Here is a 23,952-nt window from a genome sequence, read left to right as displayed (position 1 = left end):
GAACACGGCCGGTTCGGTTTTGGAGTATCTATCGAAAGTTGACCGGAATGCCTCTGAATGTGCGTTGTCGGTTCGCTTGGCGTATTTCTGAGACCACGATTTAGAAACTGAAAATCCAAAATAGGGAGCATGCAGGCCAATTTGTGGCATACACAGTTCCACTAGATAAATTCGTCGACTGTAATGGACAGCGCGGACGCAAGTTTTTTCAGAGAGTCCAAAGACCCTTTGGATCCACGGTTTTCGATATCACCCATCTGCACACGGTTCACACCTGACAGTTCAGCGAGCTTGGTTTGAGAATACCCACGATGCTCACGCCAGAGCTTTAATGCGTTCTCTCCCGCTTCTCATACGCTTTGAGTAATTGACTTGTCAGCTTGCTGTAGCTTAGATCGCTCACGTGCATTTCAGTCATCCTTAGTTAGAAAATTTGTACAGCCTGCCCAATGGCTTTTCTCTAACCTCTAGGTTGAAACCAGTCAGTTCGCAACTTCTCGTGCGTTCGACCTGCACGGAAGCTATCTTGTGTCTACAGCGATCGTTCACATCCACCCCAGGTGACAAAACGCATGTCGGCTTTGGGCTGGGAAGCAGCCACATCGGCACAAACCCAGGATACCTTTCTGGCCGTCAATGGCTGCTGTGCGCAAAAATGACCTTTGCAAAGTCGGTGCTGCCGGGCGCGGTTCATAGCCTTGCCGGCCCTTAGGGGACATTCAGAAGGCCCCCGGGCTAGTTCCCAAAGTCGCCCTAGGTACGTTTTGCAGCATCTCCTATCGACCGGAGGTCAGACGCCGGCATTGTTACCATTCCACCCTTGCCCCAAAGCCTCACCTGGGGCAGCCTTGTCGGCGAAGGAGCGATGTCTGTTTCACTGTGAGGTCTGCTGGCAAGCGGACCAGCGCGATGCTATGTTTGGGAAGGAGTGTGTCGTGACATCAAAGTCCACGGGTCCCAGGTCACCAGATGATCTCTCGCTGCAGAGGTCGACCATGCCCATGGTCAACAAGGTAACTGCGGGGGATATCACCGCATCTCTAAAAGCCGGGTGTTCCGACTTTATTGCGCACCCCTACATGAGCGGCTTCTTCGGTCTATTCTTTGCGGTTTTCGGGCTCCTGCTTGTTTGGAGCCTGGTCTGGCTCGGCAAGATCTGGATGATCATCCCCGCAATTGTCGGCTTTCCGCTGGTCGCCCCCTTCGCAGCCGCCGGGCTTTATGAAATGTCGCGTCGGTCGCAGAAGGGAGAGAGCTTCGGCTGGTCAGACATCCTCACCGTCATGGCCAATCAACGCAAGCGCGAGATGGGCTGGATGGCCTTTGTCACCCTGTTTATATTCTGGGTGTGGATGTACCAGGTTCGGCTTTGGCTGGCGATCACCCTACAGGATGCCTCCTTCTCGGATCTCGACGGGTTCCTGAACATCGTGTTCTTCACATCAGAGGGCTGGACCTTCCTGGCGATTGGCACCTGCGCAGGTGCGTTTCTGTCCACTGTCCTGTTCACGGTGACCGTCGTCGCCATGCCCCTGCTGCTCGACCGGGAAATCGATTTCGTTTCCGCCATGCTCACGTCCATTCGCGTTGTTACGGAGAATCCAGCGGTCATGCTCATTTGGGCGTCGATCATATCGGTCACCATGTTGTTGTCGATGGTTCCGGCGTTTCTGGGCCTGATCTTCACTCTGCCGATCCTAGGCCACACCACATGGCATCTCTATCAGCGCGCAGTGTCACCGGCGGAGGAATGACCGGCCCATTGCGGTCACTCGCCACATTAGTTGGGTGCAGCGGTGCGGCCCGTCAGAGGAGACACTCGCCGCGCCTGCAAAACCACGCGACATGCGAAATCGTACAACGCGGGACCATCTTGTCGTTCGCCACATCTGTGAGATGGAGAAATTCACGTTGACTGTCTCGGAACAGCCGCCGGCGACCGGAAGCCCGCTGCGGGAGCAATAAGCTCTTGCCAAAGGAAAATAGCGGCCATTCGCCTGTAATATGACCATGATGTCGATGCAGAGCTTTGCATCAAAGCCGCCAAACCGGCCACCCAACCTATTTTTCCTCTATCGGACTCGGGAAGATCAGCACGCAGAATCTTGGCTGATTATCCAGAAAAAGCGGATTGTAAATCAGTTTTTCACCACATTTTCCGAATAGTTTTCCTTGGATACAAATAGTCATTTGAAGCTGACGGCTCAGCAAAATCAGACACTTACATCTGCATTGCAGCGACCGTTGAACAAGCAAATGGAGCGAAAGAATGCTGAACCTAGATGTATATCACGGCGTTGAAGCCAACGTGAATTCCTATCTCTTCACGGACAACAACATTGCTGTTTTGGTCGACTGTCTACGCAACAGCGAAGAAGCTGCGAAGCTGGCCGAATTTGTCAAATCCACTGGCAAGCACCTGACGCGCATCCCTGGCCATGCCGAGCGCTTCGCGCGCTTCGCGAATGGTTGCACCGGGGATGGTCGGGGCACCCTGATGACAGCGCTTTACATGCGCCTTGGCTTCTTCGATGGAAACAAACCAACCAGATGGGGCGGGCAGGCTCTGTAGCCAGATCCGCGCGGAATGTTCATCTGTCAGCTCTGGGGCCTTGTGCAACCCCTGCAGGCGGGCAATCAGGCCCCGGCCGGTGTCTTCTGCCAAAATCGCGGGGATGGGATGCAGCAAGCTCGTGACAATTGCTATCGGCATATTCTGTTCTCCAGTGGGCGGGAGGGGGTGTCGCTGACGGTTCGATGTTCCGGTATCACGTTGGTCGCGCGGGGGGCAGGGCGTGGGGACGGGAGCCACGCCAGTCACGCCTGGTCAAACATCTGACTATTTCGATCTTTTTAAGGCGGAGAACGTGACCGAGCAGAGCGGGGTGCCTGCACGTTCGTGGGTATGACGCTGCCCACATCAGAGCGGGCTAGACGCAGGCCCCTTGTCGGCCTCGACTTCGGCCACTAGCCAATCACAAAACGCTTTCACCTTTGCCCTGCGCAGGTTTTTGGGTGGGTGGACGAGCCAGTAGGCGATATCGGTTTTCAGGGTCAGGTCAAATGGCTTGACCAATCGCCCAGCTCTCAGATCATCCGCAACCGCAGAATGGCTGACCAGCGCAACGCCTTCGCCGCTGATCGCTGCCTCGATGGCCATGTTCTCGACGGTAAAGCGGGGTCCGTGTCCGATCCTGACGGAATCGATCCCTGCGGCCGTTGTCCACATTTCCCAATCCGGGATTTGACCGCTGACCTTGCCCCAATCCACATGGATCAGGCGATGGTGATGCAGGTCATCGGGGGTTCGCAAAGGGTGGGCACCCGACAAGAGTTTTGGGCTGCAAACCGGGCTGACTTCTTCGTTCAGGATACGCGTGGTTGTCAGGTTGGGATACCGACCGACTCCGAGGCGAATACCGACGTCTATCCCGTCCCGGTCAAAGTCACGGATTTCCAGCGACGCATCCAGCCTGACATCAATGTCGGGGTATAGGCGGGAAAAATGTGGCAATCGCTGCAGCAGCCATTTGATGGCAAAAGTCGGCACACTACTGACCGTCAACACGCCCGAAGCCTCGTTTTGGGTCAGCCGGTCGATGGCTTCGGCGAGAGAGTCAAAACCGTCGCTGACCAGAGGCAACACGGCCTTGGCCTCTTCGGTCAGCTGAACCGACCGTGTCTTGCGATGAAACAGGGGCGCCCCCAAATAATTTTCGAGCTGCTTGATCTGTAGACTGATGGCCGCAGGGGTGACAAACAGCTCATCCGCGGCCTTAGAAAAACTCAACCATCGGGCGGCCGATTCAAAGGCCTGTAGTGATTTCAACGGTGGTAGTCGGCGCATGTCTACTTTTCCGATATTTATACATTAGAAAAACTAAATCGTTACCGAAGAAATCATCGTTTGTGAAAATTGTCCAGTCGCGGCTAACTGGGATCATCACGAAACCACGTCACACCCCCTAGGGAGGCAACACCATGAAATGTGAAATCCAACAATATCCCGCCCGTTCTGCTGCGTTTTCGATGATGATTGCCGAAGCCGCCAATCACCTGGTTGTGCGTCTGGACCGCATTATCCGCCGGATCAGGGGTCAGTAAGGATCGGTCTCGCGATCCCATCACAATGCCGCGCTCAGCCTCGGGGCTGCAGGGCGGCATCAGGTGCTGCCAGTTCGGAATCTGGCAGGTTTCCCATGATGCGATATCGATCCCATCGGATCTGATTCAATACATCCGTCATTATCGCGTTTTTCCCGGTTCCCCCGATCGAAAGAGACCAGGGACAATTATCACTGATCCGCCGACGTCCAGAATCCCGGTCGGCCAAACAGATGGCCAGGATCGCAGGTCTGAATTTCAATTTTTAAATACTGATCTTTTGCAGCGAACTGTAAAGTCCAAGGGAGCGGGGCAAAAACCACTCTCACCCCGCCAGGGAGCAACCACCTGACGCGGCGACATGTGAAACGCTGTTGACAACCGTGCCCCTTTTTCTCGACTATCTGCATAGTTTTACAATACTTTTTGCAGGAAATTGATATGAGCGCGCTTGAGCAGATCACCATGCTGCAGGACCGAATGAGCCAATCTATCATTGGCCAACGAGATGTGATCGAACGTCTTGTGATCGGACTGCTGGCGAACGGAAATCTCTTGATCGAAGGGCTGCCGGGGCTTGCAAAAACCCGCGCGGTCAAGGCGATGTCCAAAAACCTGGAAGCAGATTTTTCGCGCATTCAGTTCACTCCGGATCTTTTGCCATCAGATGTGACCGGGACCGAAGTCTATCATCAGGGCCCGGAGGGGGCCCAATTCCGGTTCGAAGCAGGGCCGATCTTTGCCAATATCGTTCTGGCGGATGAAATCAACCGCGCCCCCGCCAAAGTGCAGGCGGCTTTACTGGAGGCGATGGAAGAACGCCAGGTGACCGTGTCGGGAACCACGCACGACCTGCCACCGCTGTTCATCGTCATGGCAACACAGAACCCCATCGAACAGGAAGGGACCTATCCGTTGCCCGAAGCGCAAATGGATCGCTTTTTGATGCATGTTCAGGTGTTGTACCCGCCGGTCGAAGACGAGGTCGAGGTGATCCGCCTGGTGCGTGGCGAAGAGCAGGGCGCAACAGGTGGGGGGGATAAACCGGTGACACCGCCCGTAATCCCGCAGCAGGCAGTTTTTGAGGCACGCGCGGAAATCAGCCAGATCCATGTGGCCGATGCGATGGACCGGTATATGGCTGATCTGGTACAGGCGACCCGGACCCCCGCACCCCTGTCATCGGATCTGGCGCGATGGATCGACATCGGTGCCAGCCCCCGTGGTTCGTTGGCGTTGGACAAATGTTCGCGGGCACATGCCTGGTTGAACGGGCGCAATTATGTCGATCCGGTCGATGTCCGTGCCATTGCTCATGACGTGTTCCGCCATCGGATCTCGCTGAGCTATGAGGCGCAGGGCGACGGTGTGTCCATCGACAAGGTGATCGACGAGATCGTGTCGCTGGTCGCTCTTCCCTGAAAGGGTGCGTGATGACGGATACTGTTGAACACCCGCTTGATCCCCGCATTCATACGGATCTGTCGCATTTGCGTCGGCTGGCGGGGTCTGCCCGAATGCTGTCGTTTCTGCCGCGGCAACCGGCCCGATCGGCGCTGAACGGGCGCCATGCATCACGGCTTAGGGGGAGGGGGCTCAACTTTGAGGAACTGCGCAACTATCAGGTGGGCGATGACCCCCGCACCATCGACTGGAAAGTAACCGCGCGCACAGGCCAGCCCTATGTGCGTGTCTATACCGAAGAGCGTGACCGCCCGGCGCTGTTGCTGGTGGATCAGCGGATGAGCATGTTCTACGGCAGTCAATTCAACATGAAATCGGTAACCGCTGCCGAAGCGGCCGCATTGGCCGCCTTTGCCATTCGCGCCCGCGGGGATCGCGTGGGTGGGATCGTGTTTTCCGATAATACCGTGGCAGAGCTGCGCCCCAAGGCCAGCGGAGCCGCTTTAAACCGTTTTCTGTCCACCATTGCCGAGGCAAATTGTAATCTGCATGCTGATTACGAGACAAATACCTCTATGTCGTTGAATCAGCCGCTGCGGGCTGCGGCGCGGATTGCGACAACCGGTAATCTGATCCTGGTGTTCAGCGATTTTGCCGAAGTGGACGACACCACCGAACGTCATGTTCGACGTCTTGCCATGCACAATGATGTGATCTTGTTTCCGGTCTCGGATCCGTCCGGACAGAACGTGCCTGCGGATTTTCGCATTGTGGCTTCGGATGGTCGGCTTCAGGTGGAACTGAACGCAGCGCAGGGCGACACGGTTGCCCGGATCGAGGCGGTTGTCGGCACGCGTATTGCCCGTGCGATTGGTTGGACTCGCAAATACGGCATTCCGGTTTTGCCGCTGACCACCGCCCGTGAAACGCTGCCGCAGCTTATGGAGCTGATGGGCGTGTCCGGCAGGGGGCTCCGATGACCCAGATCCCCGACACTGACGGCAAGAATTTGGTCGAACTTCTGGATATGCTTGAACCGATCCCGGTGCCGGACCCTATTTCGATGTGGCCCGCGACACAGGCCTGGACCTGGCTGGGTGCCGTGGTTTTGGGGATGGCGTTGTGGGGGGCTTGGCGTGTGTTTCAACGCTGGCAGGCCAATGCCTATCGCCGCGCGGCACTGGCCGAGCTGGTTCAGGTCGGCGATGACCCTGCTGCAATCGCGGCCGTTCTGCGCCGGGTTGCCTTGGTTGCGTTTCCCCGCAAACAGGTGGCGGCGCTTGTCGGGGCCGAATGGTTGGCGTTTCTGGATCAGACCTGCGACGGTGCCGATTTTGCGAGCGCAACGGGGGCCGCTTTGGTGCGCGCGCCCTACACCGACGAGCAAAGCGACCCGAACCTGAAGTCCCTGGCCCGCCATTGGATCAGATTTCATCGGACCGGAGGCCCATCATGACCTGGTCTCTGGCTTTTCCATGGGCATTGTTGCTGTTGCCCGCTCCCTGGGTCATCTGGCGGTTTCTGCCTCCGTACAGGGACCGGACACCGGCAATCCGTATCCCGTTTTTCCGCCTGGTCACCGAGGCAGCCGGGTTGGACCCGAAACCCGGTGCGGTGGTGCTGCGGCGCAAACGCATTCAGATGATCGCAGGGATCTTGTGCTGGGGGTTGACGGTTCTGGGGCTGGCACGGCCCGAACAGCTGGGTGAACTGGTCACAGTGGAAAAGGCCGCCCGCGACATGGTTCTGGCGGTTGATATTTCGGGGTCGATGGATGCGAATGACATGGTCGATGCCCAGGGGGAGCGGCAACAAAGATTGCAGCTGGTCAAAACCGTGGTCGGAGATTTCATCAAAGCCCGTGATGGGGATCGCATTGCCTTGATCGTCTTTGGCACGAAGGCTTTTGTGCAAACCCCCTTTACCGAAGATCTGGCCTCGGTGCACGAACTGCTGGACACGACCCAGGTGGGGATGGCCGGACCGGATACCGCGATTGGCGATGCCATCGGGTTGGCCATCCGCACCTTTGAAACGTCCAAGGTCGATCAGCGCCTGTTGGTTCTGCTTTCGGATGGTGCCGACACATCCAGTAGGATGTCGCCAGTGAACGCTGCGGAAATTGCGGCACAAAAGAGTGTGTCGATCTATACAATCGGTGTGGGCGATCCCAAGGGATCAGGGGCCGACAAGGTGGATCTGGATGCATTAGAGGACATCGCGACGCGGGCCTCGGGTGCCTTTTACTATGCCACCGATGGCAAGGGGCTGAGCGAGATCTATGACGAAATCGAACGTTTGAATCCCCGTATCACTGAAACGGTCAGCTTTCAGCCCAAACGCCCACTGGCCTGGATCGCTTTTGCCGCGGTCATTGCTGTCGCCGGGATGACGCTGGGCTGGTTGCACCTGTCGACATCCCGGAGGGTCACGTAATGGATGCGTTTCTGGACTCTCTGGCGGCGTTTCATGTGTTGCGCCCCTATGGGCTGATCGCGCTGGTGCCCATCGCTGTGCTGTGGTGGGCGATCCGACGGCGCAATGGCCGGGGCAGGGAGGCACCCACCGGGATTGCCCCGCATCTGGCCCGGGCGCTGACCGTGGGTGATACCGCCAAACGCCAGGTATTTGCCATCGACGGGGTGGCGGCCTGCCTGGTCCTGTTGACCATCGCGGCCTCTGGGCCGACGTGGAGCCGTGTACCCAACCCGTTGTTGGCCCAGACAGCGCCGTTGGTGGTTGTGCTCAAGGTTTCCCGATCCATGGAGGCACCAGATCTGCCGCCCAGCCGTCTGGATCGCGCCAAATTCAAGATCCTCGACCTGGTGGAACGCCGCGCTGGCGCACGTACGGCGCTGATCGCCTATTCCGGAACGGCCCACCGGGTTGCGCCGTTGACCGAAGACCCGAACATCCTGGGGTCCATGCTGGAAGCGATCACGCCCAAGGTCATGCCCCGTGAAGGGGACGCTGCAATCGACGCCTTGGCGCTGGCGCGAGACGAGTTGGCCAAATCCGAAACCCCGGGCGCAATCCTTTTTGTTCTTGATGATTTGAACGGCGCAGATGCGGCGGCGCTTGGCGCGCCAGTGGAGGAGGGCGCGGCTCCAGTGCTGTTTCTGGTCGCAGCACCCCAGGATACCCTCCCCGCGGCCCTGGCACAGCTGCCGGACAGCTCGGTCTTTGTGCTGACGGCCGATGACACGGACCTGAACGCAATTGATCGTGCCGCTGCATCGGCCTATCGGGCGGCGTTGTTGGGGGACGAAAGACTGGATTGGGACGATCGGGGTTGGGTGTTTGGGTGGCTGGCCATGCCGTTGGTCTTGCTCTGGTTCCGTCGCGGATGGACCATGCGATGGGCTGTGGTGCTGGGGGCGCTCATCGCATCGGGCGCTCCGACATCGTCCCGGGCGGATGTCATCGACTGGTTTTTTACGCCGGATCAACAGGGAATGATGGCCTGGAATTACAAAGAGTTCGCCCAGGCCGCCAGTCTGTTCACCGATCCCATGTGGCGCGGGATCACCTTGTTCAAATCGGGGCAATATGCCGATGCGGCAGATCACTATGCCCGTCTCGATACGCCAGAGGGTGCCTTTGGTCAGGGCATGGCGCATATACGCAACCGGGAATATCGCCCGGCCATAGCGGCCTTTGAAAAGGCCCTGACGCTACAGCCTGAATTCTCCGAGGCAGAATGGAACCTGGCCGTGGCCCGGGCTATTTTGGTCTATGTCGAAGAAACCCGCGAACAAAGTGACACCGGAGAAGATACCGGTATCGGTGCCGATGACGTTGTGTTCGACAATGAGGCACAGAAAGGCGCGGACACCCAAAAGGAATATTCGGACGAAGAACAGGACGGAACGGGATTCCAGACTGCTGAACAATGGATGCGATCCGTCGACACAGACATGGGAGACTTCCTGCGCACCCGCTTTCTTCAGGAAACTGCGACCGGAGGTCAGCCATGACACGAATTTTGGCGTTTCTGATCCTGTCAGTGTTCACAGGGGGCGCTGCGGCCCAGACAGTCGACCCCATTGTCACCGCAGAGTTGTCAGCCCAGTCCACAGTTGTCGGGCAACCGGTAATTTTGCGTGTAACGGTGCTGGTGCCGACCTGGTTCCCCGAGCCACCGTCCTATCCCTCAATGGAAGAGCCGAATCTGATCGTGCGCTTGCCAGAGCGGGCCTCCAGCCCGACCAGCAAGCAAATTGACGGCGAAACCTGGTCTGGTATCACACGGGCGTATCGGATCTATCCAATGGTTCCGGGCGAATTCGTGCTGCCGCAGCGTACCATCGCATTGACCTATGCGGATCCGGATACAAGCCAGCCAATCGAAGCAGAGGTGACTGTTGATGCAATCCGCTTTGCGTCGCAGGTTCCCCAGGGGGCCGAAGACCTGTCGCCTCTGATCGTTGCCGAGAGTTTTACGTTGTCCGAAACAATTGACGGGGCACAGGACACCCTGGCGCAAGGCGACGCCCTCACGCGCCAGGTAACAGCCACGATTTCTGGCACCTCGGCTTTGTTCATACCGCCGTTGATTCCCGCGCTGGTGTCAGATGCTGCGCGCGCCTACCCCAAGGATCCTTCGGTCCAGGAAAGCACCAACCGGGGTGTGCTGAGCGGAACCCGACGTGAAACCGTCAGCTATGTTGCACAATTTGGCGGTACGGTTGAATTGGCACCCATCTCTGTCGAATGGTTCAACACCGGAACCAACACCGTAGAAACGGCAACGGTCGCCGGCACAACCGTCAAGGTCGATGCCCCCGCCGCGCCTGCCGCTGCGCAGATGTCCAGACGTCAGATGGCAGTGATCCTGGCAGGGGCGATCCTGCTGGGCTTGATCTCCTGGGTTGCAAAAACCTATCTGGTGCCGCCGCTGGCACATTTGAAAGCCACCAGAAAACGCGCATGGCTAACGAGCGAACCCTACGCAGCCCGACGGGTTCAACAGGCAATTACCTCTAGGGATCTGGCAGGGGCGCACCGCGCCATTGCCCGGTGGTTTGCCAAATGCCCCGGCTTTAACCCGGACTGCCTGGATATTGCGTTGGCCGGGGTGGGGCGACAGGCATATGGGACGACCCAGACAAATACGGATGCCTGGATGATCTTGTCCGCCGAATTTACAGATCTTCGCGCGGCACATCTCGCTGGGCGGGCAACGAACAAAGTAAGCTTGCCACCATTGAATGGGTGATCGCGCGGGCCTGTGCGACCTGAGCGCATCTTGCCCGTAGAATCGGGGGGCGGCTGTCGTGCCATGCTGGGATCGTTTGACCGATAGGTGGCCGTGCTGGCGGGCAAACTCCGGGCTGTCAGATAATTTCGTCCTCGTCAAACATCGGGTCGCCGTCAAGCTGGCTGGCCAATGCATCAACCTTACCCTCGACCGCGGCGCTTTTGGTTTCGACAATGTGGAGCAGGGCGTTCCCTTGTTTCACGACCGACAGATAGCTACGACCGAGTATGATATCCATCGGTTCAAGGATTACTTCCGTTTCAGTTTCTCCAAATGGATCAGAGATCTGGCCAAGCAGGCCACATGCGCTGACGGATCCACCCGTGCCTTTGAAACCTCGCGGCAAACCTCTGGCTGGTGCCCGCTGCCAGGAACTCGAACTTGTGTGGGCGGGTTTTCGTGCGCTGGCGCAGCGCCTTGCAGGGGATCATGGATATGGCATTCAGGACGCCGAGACGACCGGCAACTCCTGCGCAACCTTGCGCAGCGACCCATCGCGCAGTTTGGTGGTGATAACAACCAGCGCACCATACGACGGTTTCCAGAATCACCGCCGCAGTGTAAGGGTTCGAATTAAATTTGCGTCTTTGTTGTTGGAAAACAAGTTGTTGCGTGATTGATGGCACCAACAGTCACGGGCCGGTTCAAATGTTCGGTCGGGAATCAGGGGAACCTTTCATGACACAAACCGTTAAGTTCAAAAGGGTTGAAGGGAATGACCTGCCGCTCCCCCGCTATGCCACACAAGGCGCTGCCGGAATGGATCTTCGGGCGTTCTTGCCGGATGGGCCGGTTTCTCTTGCGCCAGGTGAAGTGCGTCTGATTTCAACCGGGTTCCACGTTGAGCTTCCTCCACGGACTGAAATGCAAATTCGCCCCCGGTCAAGTCTGGCCATCAAGCGAAAGATCATCATTCCCAACAGCCCGGCCACGATCGACGAAGATTACCGCGGGATCGTATTTGTCGGCCTGCTCCAGCTCGGAGATGAGCCAACTGTGTTGACCCATGGGGATCGCTTTGCTCAAGCGATCATTGCCCCCGTCATTCATGCCACGGTGGTCGAAGTTCAGGACCTGACCTCTACTGACCGCGGATCGGGGGGATTTGGATCGACGGGGAGGACGTAGTGCCCCCCAGAATTTTGAATTCATGACATCTGGCGTCTGTTGGGAACAAAATGGTTTGGCACGCAGACCTTTCTGGTCTCTGGGGACGGCAGCAGGCTTTTGATCAACAGGTCGCGGACATACAAAATCTGTCTGGTATAAGCAAAGGTCAGACCTCAAACTGATATGCGCGCCAAAGCTTTGGTCACACCGAAACAGCTCACATCTTTCGTGCAATCCTGTTGCTCAGGTCGGCGATCAGGTGCCCCCCGGAAACGGTCCTGTGGCTGATGTCGGGTCTGGTTACATGATCCAAGGAGCCGTTAAACGGACCCCAAATTCCAGGTGGGGCTCAGGGAGCAGGCAGCCGGGATGCCGAGAGTGGAGGTGTGGCACATGGGCACCTTCGCTGTGAACGCGGGAACCAGGGGGCAGGCACGCAGGGCAGGTCACGGGCTGACGGGCGAAAAACAGTGACGTGCACCTTGCGTTGCGCACCCAATCGGTCACGCGACCGCGCCGCGCCGACAGGTGCGGCGCCCGGCCCAACGGGAATGAACGGATCGTCAGATCCGGAAATTCCGGGCGGGAGCTCACCGGCCGCCTTCACATCTTCCCCTCGCTGTGAGCACAGAAATAAACCTCACACAGGCACATCTGCGCCGACCTGATGGTGATCCGATGCGCGATGGGGCTGTTCCCCAAGGCGGAACAGGCCCCTGAACATGGCCTTGCCCCGCCCCTTGACGACATCGGACCCGGTCAGAGGTTGAAGACTGCCAGCGGACGCTTAGGCACCGATATTGGATCTGTCAAATGGCGTGGTTTGGTAGATTTCATTGATCCAATTGCCGTACAGCAAATGTGCGTGGCTGCGCCAACGGTTCTGCGGTGTCCGGGACGGGTCATCGTCCGGATAGTAATTGAGCGGCACATTGATCGGCGTCCCTTCGGCCACATCGCGATCATATTCCTGCTTCAGCGTGTCACTGTCATATTCAAAATGATTAAAGATATAGAGCGCATGATGCGCTCGATCTTCGACCAGACAGGGGCCGACCTCGTCGCTTCCCAATAGGGTACGCAGGCCAGGAGCGGCATTGATTTCGTCCTGTTTCATCTCAGTCCAGCGGCTGACGGGTATCACGCAATCATCAGAGAACCCGCGCAGGAATGGCGAGGCAGGAACCAGGTTCTGATGACGAAAGCAGCCAAACGCCTTGGCATTCAGCATGTGTTTCTTGACCCCGTGGAAATGGTTGATCATCGCCATCCCACCCCAGCAGACGCCAAAGGTGGAATGCACGTTGGTCTGAGTCCAATCAAAGACTTCTTCCATTTCTTCCCAATAGGTTACGTCGTCAAAGTCGAGATGCTCGATCGGCGCACCAGTGATGATCAGACCATCGTATTTGATGTCCTTCACCTCTTGGAACGGGCGGTAGAATTCGGCCATATGGGCGGCGGCAGTGTTCTTGGTGCGGTGTTCGCTCATCCGGATCAGATGCAGCTCGATTTGCAGCGGTGTCGCCCCGATGAGACGGGCGAACTGGTTCTCGGTCTGGATCTTTTTGGGCATCAGATTCAGCAACCCGATGCGCAGCGGGCGAATGTCCTGGCGTGCGGCCTGATCCGGCGACATGACCATGACGCCTTCGTTCGTCAGAACGTCATAGGCGGGCAGGTCAGACGGGATCTTGATAGGCATGGTTGTTCCCCTTGGGGTGTACGGATTGGGTTTACGGAATAGAGCGTTGAAATAGGTCTATTTTCCCTGAGCCTCAAGGGCAGAGGCAATCAGGTCATCGAAACTGTCGGCATCGTGAACCTGTGCCATCTCATCGGCGGTCACGGTGATACCCCAGCGGTCCGCCATGGCCGCATAGCGGGGCTGGCGATGTGCCATCGCCTGGGCATAGGTCCAGCGGATAAAGGCATCGGGGTCGACCTGGGTTTCATCCAGATCATGCTGCTGCAGATAGGTGGTCCAGACCCGCTCCAGAAAATCGCCCTGATAGGACATCGGCTTTGGCGCCTTGTCGAACCGGCGCGCCAATTCGGCCGTGTGGGCGTCATCGCCTTTGATCCAGACCATCAGCGTGTGTTTGCCCAGTTCGGACATGACCGGATCCTTGGGATCATCAGGATCGACCCATTCACAGATTGACCCTCCGGTGTCGCAAATGAAATGTGGATAGCCATAGAGCCGTTCGGCCCGGTCGATGAAATATTCGGTATCCAGCAGGGCGTGGATCTCGGCCAGACGGAACTGCTCCTGACGGCGACGATATTCGGCGATGGGTAGCCCACCTTTGGCCGGGTCGCCGGGCTTGCCCAGATAGGTCGATACCGGGGTCAGATTCTCGAACGAGATATTCGATCCGATATAGATCGAATCCGACAACAACAGATCGCGCAGAAACGGAACCTTCATCGCTTCGGCTTTGGCATTGTCGGTGATGTATTCGCCCATGTAACGCGTGCCGATACGGTAATCGATTGAATAGTGAAACCAATCACCTGCGTCGCGCAACATGTTGCTCACATAGGTTTTTCCCAAACCTGACATGGCAAAGAAAAGCACGCGCTTGCGCGGTGCATTGCGCCAGTCGTCAGCGGATCGATACAGCATGGTGCAACCATTCCCAAAAACATTCGTGCCTTTGCTAATGGGCCGGGGCGGGCACGTCAATCAATGTGCACGGACGTCAGGACAGATCGCGATGCAGCCCCGGTGTCGCCGCCGCGGGGTTGGCCCGACCCTCGGCAAGAATGTTGTAGTAGTTGGCGGCAAAAATCACCACCGCACCCACCAGCACCCAGATATCCAAGGGTTCCGAATAGATCAACATGCCCAGAATGGCGACTGTGGGCAGGCGGGCAAAATCCATGGGAATGACGATAGTCGCAGGGGCCAACGCCAAGGCCGAGGTCAGGCAGTAATGTGCAGACACCCCCGCCAATCCGATGATCAGCAACAAGGGCAGCGATTGAACCGTGGGCAGGGCAAAATCTCCATCATACCCGGCCATGACCGCGCCCATGAGAATTTGCATGGCGGTTAGCCAAAACAGGATATTGGCGGTCTTCTGGGTCAGGGTCAGGCGTTTGGTCACGGTCAACGTTATTGCAAAGAAGATGGCCGCCGCTGCGGCTGTGACCAGCCCAAGGTTGATGGTGCTGGGGTTGGGCCGGGCAACGATCAGCACGCCGATGAAGCCAACAAAAGCCGCAATCGCTCGGGCCGACGTCAACCGTTCCTTTAGGATCAGGGGGGCCAGCACGATGACCCATAGCGGGGTGGTGAATTCCAGGGCGATGACCTGAGCCAACGGAATCGCGGTGATGGCAAAAAACCACAAATTCTGGCCGGTGAAATGGGCCGCATTGCGCAAGACATGTATGCCAAACAGCTCGGTGTTGACCTGCCGCCAGGTCCCGGTGATTGTCAGAACCGCGCTGACAATCAAAAAGCCGACGACACTGCGGTAGAACATGATTTCAAAGGTATCATGGGCAACCGAAGCCTCGCGGCCGGTGACGGCCATCGTGGTAAATGACGCGATGGCTCCGACCATCCAAAAAGCGGCTGTGACGGTATTTGATTTGCGGTGCGTCATCATGGTGCCTCTGTTGGCGGTCTGTGAGGTCGGCGCGGTGATCAGGGGACGAACGCGGCGGACGTCAGATGGATCAGATATGATGCGGTAACATCCCAAATTGCAAAAGAAAAACCCCGGCGCAGGGCCGGGGTTTCAATCAAATGTTGGTTGAAAGGGTCATTCCCATTCAATCGTGCCCGGAGGCTTGGACGTGATGTCATAGGTACAGCGGTTGATGCCTTTGACTTCATTGATGATCCGCGTGGCGGTTTCGCCAAGGAATTCGTGGCTGAACGGATAATAATCCGCTGTCATGCCGTCCACGGATGTCACTGCGCGCAGGGCACAGGCAAAATCATAGGTCCGCCCGTCTCCCATCACACCCACGGTACGCACCGGCAGAATCGCAACAAAAGCCTGCCAGATGTCATCATACAGACCGTGTTTGCGGATCTGGTCGATATAAATGGCATCCGCTTCGCGCAGGATTTCCAGTTTCTCGCGGGTAATTTCTCCGGGGCAGCGGATGGCCAGTCCGGGACCGGGGAAGGGATGGCGACCGATGAACGATTGCGGCAGGCCCAACTCGCGCCCCAGTGCACGGACTTCGTCCTTGAACAGTTCACGCAGAGGTTCGACCAGTTTCAGGCCCATCTTTTCCGGCAGGCCACCCACATTGTGGTGCGATTTGATTGTGACTGACGGTCCGCCGCTGAACGAAACAGATTCGATGACATCGGGGTACAATGTCCCCTGAGCCAGGAATTCGGCACCTTCGATGGTGTTGGCGTGTTTCTGGAACACGTCAATGAACAGCTTGCCGATGATCTTGCGTTTGGTTTCGGGATCCGATTGACCGTCCAGTTCGCCCAGGAACAACTCCTGTTCGTCCGCGTGGATCAATTGGATATTGTAATTGTCGCGGAACATGGCGACGACTTCTTCGGCCTCGTTCTTGCGCAGCAACCCATGGTCAACAAACACGCAAGTCAGCTGATCGCCAATCGCCTCGTGGATCAGGATAGCCGCGACCGAGCTGTCAACGCCACCGGACAGGCCACAGATGACCTGTTTGTCTCCGACCTGATCGCGGATCGCCTGGATCGCCTGTTCGCGATATGCGCCCATGGTCCAATCGCCGGTGAACCCAGCCAGTTTGACAAAATTCTCGTACAGCTTCGCGCCGTTGGGGGTGTGATGCACTTCGGGATGGAATTGCACCGCATAGAAATTGCGGCTGACGTCGGCCGTGATGGCATAGGGTGCATTGGGCGAGGTGCCGTAGACCTCGAACCCGGGGGCGATTTCGCTGACGTGATCGCCGTGGCTCATCCAGACCTGTTCGCGGTCGCTGTCATCAGCAAACCAGCCCTGCAACAGAGGCAGGGAGTTGACGGTCGGGGTTACGTATGCGCGCCCGAATTCGGCGGTACCATGGCCGCTTTCGACCTTGCCGCCCAATTGGTGCATCATGACCTGCTGGCCATAGCAGATGCCCAGGATCGGCACGCCCAGATCAAAGATCTCCTGGGGGGCACGGGGGCTACCGTCGCGGGTCACGCTGTCGGGCCCGCCCGAGAAGATCACGGCCCGCGGCGCCATCTGGCGCACGAAGTCCATCGTGACGTTCTGATAGGGGTGGATTTCGCAATAGACATTCAACTCGCGCAGGCGCCGGGCAATGAGCTGCGTAACCTGGCTGCCGAAGTCGATGATCAGGAGGCGGTCGTGGGATGTATCACTCATGTCCGGGCCATAGGCGAAGGCACGGGTTTTCGCAAGAGGTTTGGTGCCACTTGGGGCCGTGGAGTGCGGGCTTTCTGCCCCCCGACCCGAAATCCGGGGATTTCAGGTCTCCCCCCGAAGGTATTTGGACCCAGAAAGAAGCAAGAGGGGCGGCCAACCCAGCACAGCATTGACTCTCGGACGCGGGGGGGGGGGGGGCGGGGCGCGTGACGGCCATGTTGGGACAGGCTGGGGGATTGGGGTCTCTGCCGCGGGGGGCTCTTGGTTCGTGTTTGTCGGAATTTGGTAAATCAGAGGCCTGGATGTCGCTTTTAAACGCCAATGGCCGTTATCATCCGGCGGAACGGTGCAGGAGCGGGCTAAAACTGGATCAAACAAGATCCTTGGTGAGGAAAAAAGACATGGCTGAAGCATCACGTCGACGTGGTCGCGGGGGGGGCGGTGCCGCCCGTCGGGCCGAGCGTTCCGCAGTTTCATTTGAAACTGCGAAATACATCCAGCGCAACATCCCCAACTTTGAGGTGTTGAACGAAGAGGCGTTGGAAATCATCGAATACAACGCGGACACGATCCTGGAAGAGGTTGGGGTCAACTTTGTCGACAACCCGGCCGCGTTGGAACGTTGGCGCAATGCCGGGGCTGATGTAACCGGAGAGCGGGTGCGCATTCCGCGTGGCCTGGCGCGTAAACTGTGTTCGACAGCCCCCAGCGAATTCACCCAGCATGCCCGTAACCCCGAGAAATCGGTGGTCATCGGGGGGCGAAATCTGGTGTTGGCACCGGTTTATGGCCCGCCTTTTGTGCGCGATGCCCAGGGTGGGCGCCGCTATGCGACCATGGATGACTTTAACAAATTCGTAAAACTGGCCTATATGTCCAAATGGCTGCACCATTCCGGTGGTACCGTGTGCGAACCAACAGATATTCCGGTGAACAAGCGTCACCTGGACATGTTGATGGCGCATATGACGCTGTCGGACAAACCGTTCATGGGGTCGGTCACCGAACCCAGCCGGGCGCAGGATTCGGTGGACATGTGCGGTGTGCTGTTTGGCGAAGAATTTGTTCAAAACAACACAGTCATGACGTCGCTGACCAACATCAACTCGCCGATGACGTTTGACGATGTGATGATGGGGTCGTTGGAAGTTTATGCCGCCAACAATCAGGCCTGTATCATTTCGCCGTTCATCGTTGGCGGTGCCATGGCACCGGTATCGGTGGCAGGGACGCTGACCCAGGTTCTGGCCGAAGTTCTGGCCGGTGTGGCCTATAACCAGCTGGTGCGTGCCGGGGCACCTGCAATCTTTGGTGCGTTTGTGTCGTCGATCGACATGAATTCGGGTGCTCCCACATTTGGAACACCCGAAGCGTCGCTGGTGACCTATGGTGCCGGCCAACTGGCGCGCCGTCTGGGGCTGCCGTTCCGGTCGGCGGGATCGTTCTGTGGGTCCAAGCTGCCGGATGCGCAGGCCGCATATGAAACCGCGAACAGCCTGAACATGGGCCTGATGTCGGGTGTGAATTTCATGTTGCACTCTTGCGGGTGGCTTGAAGGCGGGCTGGTTGCGGATTTCGAGAAATTCGTGATGGACGCAGATCAGCTGGGTACTTTGCACGGTTTGGCCAAAGGGGTCCCGGTCGATGCGGACTCTCAGGCAATGGAAGCCATTCGCGAAGTGGGACCAGGCGGTCATTATCTGGGTTGTGCCCACACCCAGGCGAACTTCAAATCAGCCTTCTGGAAATCCGATCTGCTGGATTACAAGCCGTTTGAAACCTGGGAAGAAGAAGGCGCGCGCGACACCTATGCGTTGGCGACAAACCGGGTCGATACGTTGTTGAATACCTATCAGCAGCCCGCAATGGATCCGGCGACGCTCGAGGCGTTGAACGCCTATGTGGCACAAAAGAAAGAATCGATGCCCGACGCCTTTATGTAAGCGCGCCCGGTATCACGACACAGGTTGGGCGCGGGTTGCTTTGAGCACCTGCGCCTCGCCCATCATGGCAATCAGCAGATCCAGGTGACGGGTCAGCGAATAGCCAGCCTCTTCGGCCCTACGGGCGTCATCCATTTCCCGTTCCAGTTCGACCAGGCGCATCAGCGCAGCCGCTGGACGTGGGATAGCCCCATATCCCAAAAGTCGCTGCAGATGCCGGTTCCGGCAGTAATCACGAGCACCAATTCGCGCGGCCCGGATCAAAAGACGGGGGCGGCGCAGTGATGACAGCATGCTGAGAATGTCCTGCATTGTGGGTCCTTTCCAACGTTTCATCTGTTTGGCGACTTTATGGCACAACTATGGCGGGTGTTGCGGAGGCCGCCACATTTGCGAACGCTGGATTCACGACAGTTTATCAAATGGAAACAATGATGGTGAAACTGGCGGATTTTAACCATCGAGTAACCAATGCAGCCTTAGGTTGTGTTGATAATTCGGGGGGTATCTGCTGGATAAATAGGTCAGGCTGTCAGATCTAAGGACACATCAGAGATGAACAATCAGCCCGCGCCAGACGTCCCAGGATGGGTACCAGAAGGTGCACAAAGATATTTGGCTCATACCGAAGCAGGGCAATCGATCCGCGACTTGGCGCGGGTCGCGGGCTGTCATGCGTCCACGGTGTTGCGTCAAATCCGTCGCGTGGAAATGCGCCGCGACGATCCATTGGTGGATGCGGCATTGTCAGCCTTGGCCAAGACCCATTTTCCGCCTCTTACCCACATGCGTGAACCCACGGGGCGTAAGAGCGAGGACAGGAAGGACACTGACCCGATGAATGCTGCTGTGCGCCACACCGAAAACACCCCGGATATTGTTGAACTGGAACAGGAATCCCTGCGCGTCCTGCGACGTCTGTGCGAAACCGGTGCGGTTCTGGCCGTGGCCGAGGAAATGGAAAAAGCCGTTGTCGTGCGAGACGGTGTAGACGGATCTACGGCTCGCACTGCGGTCGTGGATCGGGCCATCGCCGAAGTCATGGCGTTGAAGGATTGGATCACCTGCCCACAACCGGGGCGGATCAGCCGCTATCACATCACATCGACCGGGCGGGCGGCGCTCAGCCGGATTCTGGCCGAAGCGGAAAACCGGGCACGTTCTGCCAAGGAAGGCGGGTTTGCCGAAGCCCAAAGCCCTTTTGCTGCCCAGCATCGGGTGTTTGGAAACAGGACCGTGGACGAGGGGGCCGATAAACCACGGCGTGTGCGATATAATATGGCCGAAAGCCCGTTGACCGCATTGGCCCGGCGCAAGGATCGCGATGGTCAGCCGTTTCTGAGCGAGGATCTGGTGCGGGCCGGAGAACGTCTGCGCGAAGATTTTGAGCTGGCACAGATGGGTCCCAAGATCGCGCAGAATTGGGATCGGTTCCTGACCGGTGGTGGACGCGGTGGATTTTCGCCGGACAGCGGGGTCGGGGATGGACCGTCCGCAGCGCGTGATCGGGTTGCCCGCGCGTTGGGAGATCTGGGGCCGGGGCTCAGCGATGTGGCGCTGCGGTGTTGCTGTTACCTAGAGGGATTGGAGACAGCTGAGAAACAAATGGGTTGGTCGGCGCGTTCAGGTAAAATAGTGCTGCGTATCGCCTTGCAACGGCTAAAGCGGCATTTTGAGGAATTATCCGGTGGCGACCAGATGATCGGCTGATCTGCATTGTTTCCTGAACCGGAACAAAAGAGGGCTCTCCCGATTGGGAGAGCCCTCTTGTCGTCAATCGGTCGTCAAAGATCAGGCTGCGGATTGCGCGCCTTGTTCTTTCAACCAGGTCAGGACGGTCTCGGGCGAGGACACGCCATAAGGATCGTCACCGTGGTTGTCTTCCAGACCGGGCTCTTCGAACCAGGCTTCGACAACACCGTTGTTGACCACGGCGGCATACCGCCAGGAGCGCTGACCAAAGCCCAGGTTGTCCTTGGCGACCAGCATGCCCATTTTGCGGGTGAATTCACCGGAGCCGTCTGGGATCACGTCGACGTTTTCCAGGTTTTGCGCTTCGGCCCATTTGTTCATGACAAAGCTGTCGTTCACAGACATGCAATAGATCGCGTCCACACCTTGGGCCTGGAAATCGGCAAAGCCATTTTCAAAGCCGGGCAGCTGGTAGGTCGAACATGTGGGGGTGAAGGCGCCAGGCAGCGAGAACAACACGACGCGCTTGCCAGCGAAATAGTCGGCAGTGGTCTTGTTTTCCCAGCGGAAAGGGTTCGGGCCTTCGATCGACTCGTCACGTACACGGGTCTTGAAGGTCACGTTCGGCAGGCTGACTCCAGCTTTCATTTCACACTCCTGATGCAAATGTCTCGGTTCCGGCGAGACGCTTAAAACGATTCTAAACAGGGTGCAAGATATGTCTGCACGCCAAGACCGTTTCCCGTTGTTCAATGATATGCATGGCAAAGATGTCGGAAGTAATTATATTAAATACCAACATGTTAAGATGTCACTGGATTGGCCCACAAACCCGGGTTTCATCAGGATTGCCATCGCGCGGCACCCCAAGGGCCCGGGCCATGCGTCACAGGTATGGCGGGGTCCCAATTGCCGCGATGACGGCGCGGAAATATCATGATATGTCACCAGAAACCTGCAACCTGATAGGGACCCGACATGCGTGATCTGAAATTGCCCCAGCAGCGCCACCCCGAAAAAGCGCACCGCCCGGACAATGAACAGCCCAAGAAACCCAGCTGGATTCGGGTTAAGGCTCCTGGCGGCAAGGGCTATGCCGATACTCATCGGATCATGCGTGACAACAATCTGGTCACCGTCTGCGAAGAGGCCGGATGCCCCAACGTCGGTGAATGCTGGTCGCAGGGTCACGCCACCATGATGATCATGGGCGAAATCTGTACCCGTGGGTGTTCCTTCTGCAATATCGCCACTGGCAAGCCGGATACGCTGGATGCTTTTGAACCGGGGCGCGTGGCCCATGCGGTGGAAAAGCTGGGGTTGAACCATGTGGTGATCACCAGCGTGGACAGGGATGATTTGACCGACGGTGGTGCCGATCACTTTGCCCAGACCATTCGTGCCGTACGTCACCGCAGCCCAAAGACGACGATTGAGATCCTGACCCCGGACTTCTTGAAGTGCGCGCCAGAAGTTCTTGAAATCGTTGTCGAAGCAAAGCCGGACGTATTCAATCACAATCTGGAAACCGTGCCCGGCCTTTACCCGACCGTACGCCCCGGCGCGCGCTATTTCCACTCTTTGCGCCTGTTGCAGCGGGTAAAGGAGATGGACCCCACCATTTTCACCAAATCCGGCGTCATGGTGGGGCTGGGCGAAGACGAACAGGGCGTACGCCAGGTGATGGACGACATGCGCGCTGCGGATGTGGATTTCCTGACCATCGGCCAGTACCTCCAGCCAACGCCAAAACATCACCGCGTGGATCGTTTTGTCACGCCCGAAGAATTCGCGGATTACGAAAAGGCGGCTTATGGCAAGGGGTTCCTGATGGTTTCCGCGACGCCGCTGACCCGGTCGTCCTATCATGCTGGCGATGATTTTGCCCAATTGCGCGCGGCGCGAAATGCCAAACTCGGCGCGCAATGACGCCAGAACTTTTTCGTCGGCTGACCCAGCTGCGCCATGACTTGCATCGGATTCCCGAAGTGTCCGGGCAGGAGGCGCGGACGGCTGCCTTTATCGTGGATACCCTGACACGGCACACCCCGGATTCCCTGATTTCCGGGTTGGGCGGTTATGGCGTTGCAGCCGTGTTTGACAGCGGGACACCGGGACCCACTGTCATGATCCGGTGTGAGCTGGATGGGTTGCCGATCCCGGAGCAATCGGAGGCGCGCTATCGGTCAACCCACGAGGGGCGCGGGCATCTGTGCGGTCACGATGGGCATATGGCAATTGTGGCTGGCCTGGCCGATTGGCTTGCAGCGCGTCCCTTGGCGCGTGGTCGGGTCGTTCTGTTGTTTCAACCCGCCGAAGAAACCGGAAAGGGGGCGGCGGCGGTCCTGGCCGACCCGCGGTTTGCCTCCATTGCGCCGGATTATGCATTTTCGCTTCACAATCTGCCGGGGCTGGCCCTGGGGCAGGTGGCGATCTGCGCCGGACCAGCCAATTGCGCCTCGCGCGGGATGCGGATCCGGTTGACCGGACGCACATCACATGCCGCAGCACCGCAGGACGGGATCTCGCCTGCCGGGGCTCTCGTCCGGTTGCTGCCAGATCTTGCGGCCCTGGGGCAGGGCGGTGATCTGGGGGGTGACTATGCGCTGGTGACCTTGACCCATGCGCGCATGGGCGAAGCGACCTTTGGCATTGCGCCCGGCGAGGCCGAGATCTGGGCCACTTTGCGCACCGTGACAAACGACCGGATGGAACAGTTGATCGCCGAGGCACAATCTGTGGCCGGGTCCGTGGCCGCAGAACAAGGTTTGCACATAGACATCGACTATGACGATATTTTTGACGCCTGTACCAATCATCCTGCGGCGGTGGCGCTGCTGGATAGGGCCTGTAAGACGGCAGGAACCCCGGCGGAAATTCACCTCACCCCGCAACGCTGGTCCGAAGACTTTGGCCAGTTCGGCGTATCCGCCAGGGCTGCGATGTTCTGGCTGGGCTCGGGCAAGGACCAGCCACAATTGCACAACCCGGACTATGACTTTCCTGATGCTGCGCTGCCAATCGGCGTTGCAGTGTTCCGCGCGGCCATTGCTGCGGTTCTGATCGAGACATCAGCAGGCAATCGGTGATTTCC

Annotated in this window: 23 protein-coding genes and 1 pseudogene; 14 read left to right on the top strand and 10 right to left on the bottom strand. The window is 57.9% G+C overall.

What is annotated here, in order from left to right; all coding sequences use genetic code 11:
• Positions 1 to 161: 161 nt before the first annotated feature.
• Positions 162 to 320: pseudogene (locus tag QEZ52_RS12655) on the bottom strand (helix-turn-helix domain-containing protein); the annotation flags it as partial.
• Between the two features lie 675 nt (positions 321 to 995).
• Between QEZ52_RS12655 and QEZ52_RS12650 the strand changes: the two are divergent.
• The gene (locus QEZ52_RS12650; protein ID WP_406644713.1) at positions 996 to 1,754 is read left to right on the top strand and encodes a DUF2189 domain-containing protein; all 759 of its coding nucleotides are present in this window, start codon (positions 996 to 998) and stop codon (positions 1,752 to 1,754) included.
• A gap of 605 nt (positions 1,755 to 2,359) precedes the next feature.
• On the opposite strand, the gene QEZ52_RS12645 is transcribed toward QEZ52_RS12650, so the two are convergent.
• Together QEZ52_RS12645 and QEZ52_RS12640 are read right to left on the bottom strand one after the other, a co-directional pair.
• Entirely contained in the window at positions 2,360 to 2,713 is a 354-nt protein-coding gene (locus QEZ52_RS12645) for a hypothetical protein (protein ID WP_406644712.1), read from the bottom strand.
• 207 nt (positions 2,714 to 2,920) lie between these two features.
• A complete protein-coding gene (locus tag QEZ52_RS12640; RefSeq protein ID WP_406644711.1) occupies positions 2,921 to 3,847 on the bottom strand; it encodes a transcriptional regulator GcvA in 927 nt (308 codons plus the stop codon).
• 134 nt (positions 3,848 to 3,981) lie between these two features.
• Here QEZ52_RS12640 and QEZ52_RS12635 point away from each other — a divergent pair, with 134 nt between their 5' ends.
• The 7 genes from QEZ52_RS12635 (at position 3,982) to QEZ52_RS12605 (ending at position 10,726) form a co-directional block, all read left to right on the top strand.
• Positions 3,982 to 4,104 carry a hypothetical protein gene (locus tag QEZ52_RS12635; RefSeq protein WP_406644710.1) on the top strand — a complete coding sequence of 41 codons (123 nt, stop codon included), beginning with the start codon at positions 3,982 to 3,984 and terminating at the stop codon, positions 4,102 to 4,104.
• Between the two features lie 441 nt (positions 4,105 to 4,545).
• Positions 4,546 to 5,526, top strand: a complete 981-nt coding sequence (locus QEZ52_RS12630; RefSeq protein WP_406644709.1) for an AAA family ATPase — start codon at positions 4,546 to 4,548, stop codon at positions 5,524 to 5,526.
• Positions 5,527 to 5,537: 11 nt separating this feature from the next.
• On the top strand, positions 5,538 to 6,488 hold the full coding sequence (locus QEZ52_RS12625; RefSeq protein ID WP_406644708.1) for a DUF58 domain-containing protein: 951 nt from the start codon (positions 5,538 to 5,540) through the stop codon (positions 6,486 to 6,488).
• Entirely contained in the window at positions 6,485 to 6,964 is a 480-nt protein-coding gene (locus tag QEZ52_RS12620; RefSeq protein ID WP_406644707.1) for a DUF4381 domain-containing protein, read from the top strand. Before QEZ52_RS12625 ends, QEZ52_RS12620 begins: the two co-directional genes overlap by 4 nt.
• Positions 6,961 to 7,944 (top strand): vWA domain-containing protein, encoded by a 984-nt coding sequence (locus tag QEZ52_RS12615; protein WP_406644706.1) that lies wholly within the window; start codon positions 6,961 to 6,963, stop codon positions 7,942 to 7,944. The genes QEZ52_RS12620 and QEZ52_RS12615 overlap by 4 nt, the downstream gene beginning before the upstream one ends.
• Positions 7,944 to 9,485 (top strand): VWA domain-containing protein, encoded by a 1,542-nt coding sequence (locus tag QEZ52_RS12610; protein ID WP_406644705.1) that lies wholly within the window; start codon positions 7,944 to 7,946, stop codon positions 9,483 to 9,485. The genes QEZ52_RS12615 and QEZ52_RS12610 overlap by 1 nt, the downstream gene beginning before the upstream one ends.
• A complete protein-coding gene (locus QEZ52_RS12605; RefSeq protein WP_406644704.1) occupies positions 9,482 to 10,726 on the top strand; it encodes a hypothetical protein in 1,245 nt (414 codons plus the stop codon). The genes QEZ52_RS12610 and QEZ52_RS12605 overlap by 4 nt, the downstream gene beginning before the upstream one ends.
• 118 nt (positions 10,727 to 10,844) lie before the next feature.
• Here QEZ52_RS12605 and QEZ52_RS12600 read toward each other — a convergent pair whose 3' ends face one another.
• Positions 10,845 to 11,006 carry a hypothetical protein gene (locus QEZ52_RS12600; RefSeq protein ID WP_406644703.1) on the bottom strand — a complete coding sequence of 54 codons (162 nt, stop codon included), beginning with the start codon at positions 11,004 to 11,006 and terminating at the stop codon, positions 10,845 to 10,847.
• Between QEZ52_RS12600 and QEZ52_RS12595 the strand changes: the two genes are divergently transcribed.
• A complete protein-coding gene (locus QEZ52_RS12595) occupies positions 10,996 to 11,388 on the top strand; it encodes a hypothetical protein (protein WP_406644702.1) in 393 nt (130 codons plus the stop codon). The two genes, QEZ52_RS12600 and QEZ52_RS12595, sit on opposite strands and share 11 nt — an antisense overlap.
• A gap of 58 nt (positions 11,389 to 11,446) precedes the next feature.
• Positions 11,447 to 11,896 (top strand): dUTP diphosphatase, encoded by a 450-nt coding sequence (gene dut, locus QEZ52_RS12590; protein WP_406644701.1) that lies wholly within the window; start codon positions 11,447 to 11,449, stop codon positions 11,894 to 11,896.
• Positions 11,897 to 12,665: 769 nt separating this feature from the next.
• On the opposite strand, the gene metA is transcribed toward dut, so the two are convergent.
• The 4 genes from metA to guaA all read right to left on the bottom strand — a co-directional run bounded on the left by metA (position 12,666) and on the right by guaA (position 17,223).
• On the bottom strand, positions 12,666 to 13,583 hold the full coding sequence (gene metA / locus QEZ52_RS12585) for a homoserine O-succinyltransferase (protein WP_406644700.1): 918 nt from the start codon (positions 13,581 to 13,583) through the stop codon (positions 12,666 to 12,668).
• A 57-nt stretch (positions 13,584 to 13,640) separates the two neighbouring features.
• Entirely contained in the window at positions 13,641 to 14,507 is an 867-nt protein-coding gene (locus tag QEZ52_RS12580; RefSeq protein ID WP_406644699.1) for an ATPase, read from the bottom strand.
• A 76-nt stretch (positions 14,508 to 14,583) separates the two neighbouring features.
• Positions 14,584 to 15,495: a DMT family transporter gene (locus tag QEZ52_RS12575; protein WP_406650456.1), complete on the bottom strand. Its 912-nt coding sequence runs from the start codon at positions 15,493 to 15,495 to the stop codon at positions 14,584 to 14,586.
• Between the two features lie 159 nt (positions 15,496 to 15,654).
• Positions 15,655 to 17,223 (bottom strand): glutamine-hydrolyzing GMP synthase, encoded by a 1,569-nt coding sequence (gene guaA / locus QEZ52_RS12570; protein WP_406644698.1) that lies wholly within the window; start codon positions 17,221 to 17,223, stop codon positions 15,655 to 15,657.
• Between the two features lie 401 nt (positions 17,224 to 17,624).
• Here guaA and QEZ52_RS12565 point away from each other — a divergent pair, with 401 nt between their 5' ends.
• Positions 17,625 to 19,166, top strand: coding sequence for a trimethylamine methyltransferase family protein (locus tag QEZ52_RS12565; RefSeq protein WP_406644697.1), 1,542 nt, complete (start codon positions 17,625 to 17,627; stop codon positions 19,164 to 19,166).
• 12 nt (positions 19,167 to 19,178) lie between these two features.
• Here the strand turns inward: QEZ52_RS12565 and QEZ52_RS12560 are convergent, their stop codons facing one another.
• Entirely contained in the window at positions 19,179 to 19,478 is a 300-nt protein-coding gene (locus tag QEZ52_RS12560; RefSeq protein ID WP_406644695.1) for a DUF6477 family protein, read from the bottom strand.
• A gap of 243 nt (positions 19,479 to 19,721) precedes the next feature.
• Here QEZ52_RS12560 and QEZ52_RS12555 point away from each other — a divergent pair, with 243 nt between their 5' ends.
• Positions 19,722 to 20,876 (top strand): DUF6456 domain-containing protein, encoded by a 1,155-nt coding sequence (locus QEZ52_RS12555; protein WP_406644694.1) that lies wholly within the window; start codon positions 19,722 to 19,724, stop codon positions 20,874 to 20,876.
• A gap of 81 nt (positions 20,877 to 20,957) precedes the next feature.
• Here the strand turns inward: QEZ52_RS12555 and QEZ52_RS12550 are convergent, their stop codons facing one another.
• The gene (locus tag QEZ52_RS12550; protein WP_406644693.1) at positions 20,958 to 21,506 is read right to left on the bottom strand and encodes a peroxiredoxin; all 549 of its coding nucleotides are present in this window, start codon (positions 21,504 to 21,506) and stop codon (positions 20,958 to 20,960) included.
• 330 nt (positions 21,507 to 21,836) lie between these two features.
• On the opposite strand from QEZ52_RS12550, the gene lipA reads away from it, so the two are divergent.
• A complete protein-coding gene (gene lipA, locus QEZ52_RS12545) occupies positions 21,837 to 22,787 on the top strand; it encodes a lipoyl synthase (protein ID WP_406644692.1) in 951 nt (316 codons plus the stop codon).
• The gene (locus tag QEZ52_RS12540; protein ID WP_406644691.1) at positions 22,784 to 23,947 is read left to right on the top strand and encodes an amidohydrolase; all 1,164 of its coding nucleotides are present in this window, start codon (positions 22,784 to 22,786) and stop codon (positions 23,945 to 23,947) included. Before lipA ends, QEZ52_RS12540 begins: the two co-directional genes overlap by 4 nt.
• The last annotated feature ends 5 nt before the right edge of the window (positions 23,948 to 23,952 follow it).

The sequence above is a fragment of the Aliisedimentitalea scapharcae genome, from assembly GCF_045277565.1.
In the GTDB taxonomy this organism is placed as follows: Bacteria; Pseudomonadota; Alphaproteobacteria; order Rhodobacterales; family Rhodobacteraceae; genus Aliisedimentitalea; species Aliisedimentitalea scapharcae.
This window is presented reverse-complemented; position numbering and strand designations above follow the sequence as displayed.

Excerpts from the sequence above, each read along its gene's own strand:
- QEZ52_RS12615 (WP_406644706.1), top strand. The coding sequence starts at position 6,961 with ATGACCTGGTCTCTGGCTTTTCCATGGGCATTGTTGCTGTTGCCCGCT.
- QEZ52_RS12595 (WP_406644702.1), top strand. The coding sequence starts at position 10,996 with ATGATATCCATCGGTTCAAGGATTACTTCCGTTTCAGTTTCTCCAAAT.
- QEZ52_RS12645 (WP_406644712.1), bottom strand. The coding sequence starts at position 2,713 with ATGCCGATAGCAATTGTCACGAGCTTGCTGCATCCCATCCCCGCGATT.
- guaA (WP_406644698.1), bottom strand. The coding sequence starts at position 17,223 with ATGAGTGATACATCCCACGACCGCCTCCTGATCATCGACTTCGGCAGC.
- QEZ52_RS12575 (WP_406650456.1), bottom strand. The coding sequence starts at position 15,495 with ATGACGCACCGCAAATCAAATACCGTCACAGCCGCTTTTTGGATGGTC.
- QEZ52_RS12550 (WP_406644693.1), bottom strand. The coding sequence starts at position 21,506 with ATGAAAGCTGGAGTCAGCCTGCCGAACGTGACCTTCAAGACCCGTGTA.
- QEZ52_RS12610 (WP_406644705.1), top strand. The coding sequence starts at position 7,944 with ATGGATGCGTTTCTGGACTCTCTGGCGGCGTTTCATGTGTTGCGCCCC.
- QEZ52_RS12630 (WP_406644709.1), top strand. The coding sequence starts at position 4,546 with ATGAGCGCGCTTGAGCAGATCACCATGCTGCAGGACCGAATGAGCCAA.
- QEZ52_RS12565 (WP_406644697.1), top strand. The coding sequence starts at position 17,625 with ATGGCTGAAGCATCACGTCGACGTGGTCGCGGGGGGGGCGGTGCCGCC.
- QEZ52_RS12540 (WP_406644691.1), top strand. The coding sequence starts at position 22,784 with ATGACGCCAGAACTTTTTCGTCGGCTGACCCAGCTGCGCCATGACTTG.
- QEZ52_RS12555 (WP_406644694.1), top strand. The coding sequence starts at position 19,722 with ATGAACAATCAGCCCGCGCCAGACGTCCCAGGATGGGTACCAGAAGGT.
- QEZ52_RS12600 (WP_406644703.1), bottom strand. The coding sequence starts at position 11,006 with ATGGATATCATACTCGGTCGTAGCTATCTGTCGGTCGTGAAACAAGGG.
- QEZ52_RS12650 (WP_406644713.1), top strand. The coding sequence starts at position 996 with ATGCCCATGGTCAACAAGGTAACTGCGGGGGATATCACCGCATCTCTA.
- QEZ52_RS12605 (WP_406644704.1), top strand. The coding sequence starts at position 9,482 with ATGACACGAATTTTGGCGTTTCTGATCCTGTCAGTGTTCACAGGGGGC.
- QEZ52_RS12560 (WP_406644695.1), bottom strand. The coding sequence starts at position 19,478 with ATGCAGGACATTCTCAGCATGCTGTCATCACTGCGCCGCCCCCGTCTT.
- dut (WP_406644701.1), top strand. The coding sequence starts at position 11,447 with ATGACACAAACCGTTAAGTTCAAAAGGGTTGAAGGGAATGACCTGCCG.
- QEZ52_RS12625 (WP_406644708.1), top strand. The coding sequence starts at position 5,538 with ATGACGGATACTGTTGAACACCCGCTTGATCCCCGCATTCATACGGAT.
- QEZ52_RS12620 (WP_406644707.1), top strand. The coding sequence starts at position 6,485 with ATGACCCAGATCCCCGACACTGACGGCAAGAATTTGGTCGAACTTCTG.
- QEZ52_RS12635 (WP_406644710.1), top strand. The coding sequence starts at position 3,982 with ATGAAATGTGAAATCCAACAATATCCCGCCCGTTCTGCTGCGTTTTCG.
- metA (WP_406644700.1), bottom strand. The coding sequence starts at position 13,583 with ATGCCTATCAAGATCCCGTCTGACCTGCCCGCCTATGACGTTCTGACG.
- lipA (WP_406644692.1), top strand. The coding sequence starts at position 21,837 with ATGCGTGATCTGAAATTGCCCCAGCAGCGCCACCCCGAAAAAGCGCAC.
- QEZ52_RS12640 (WP_406644711.1), bottom strand. The coding sequence starts at position 3,847 with ATGCGCCGACTACCACCGTTGAAATCACTACAGGCCTTTGAATCGGCC.
- QEZ52_RS12580 (WP_406644699.1), bottom strand. The coding sequence starts at position 14,507 with ATGCTGTATCGATCCGCTGACGACTGGCGCAATGCACCGCGCAAGCGC.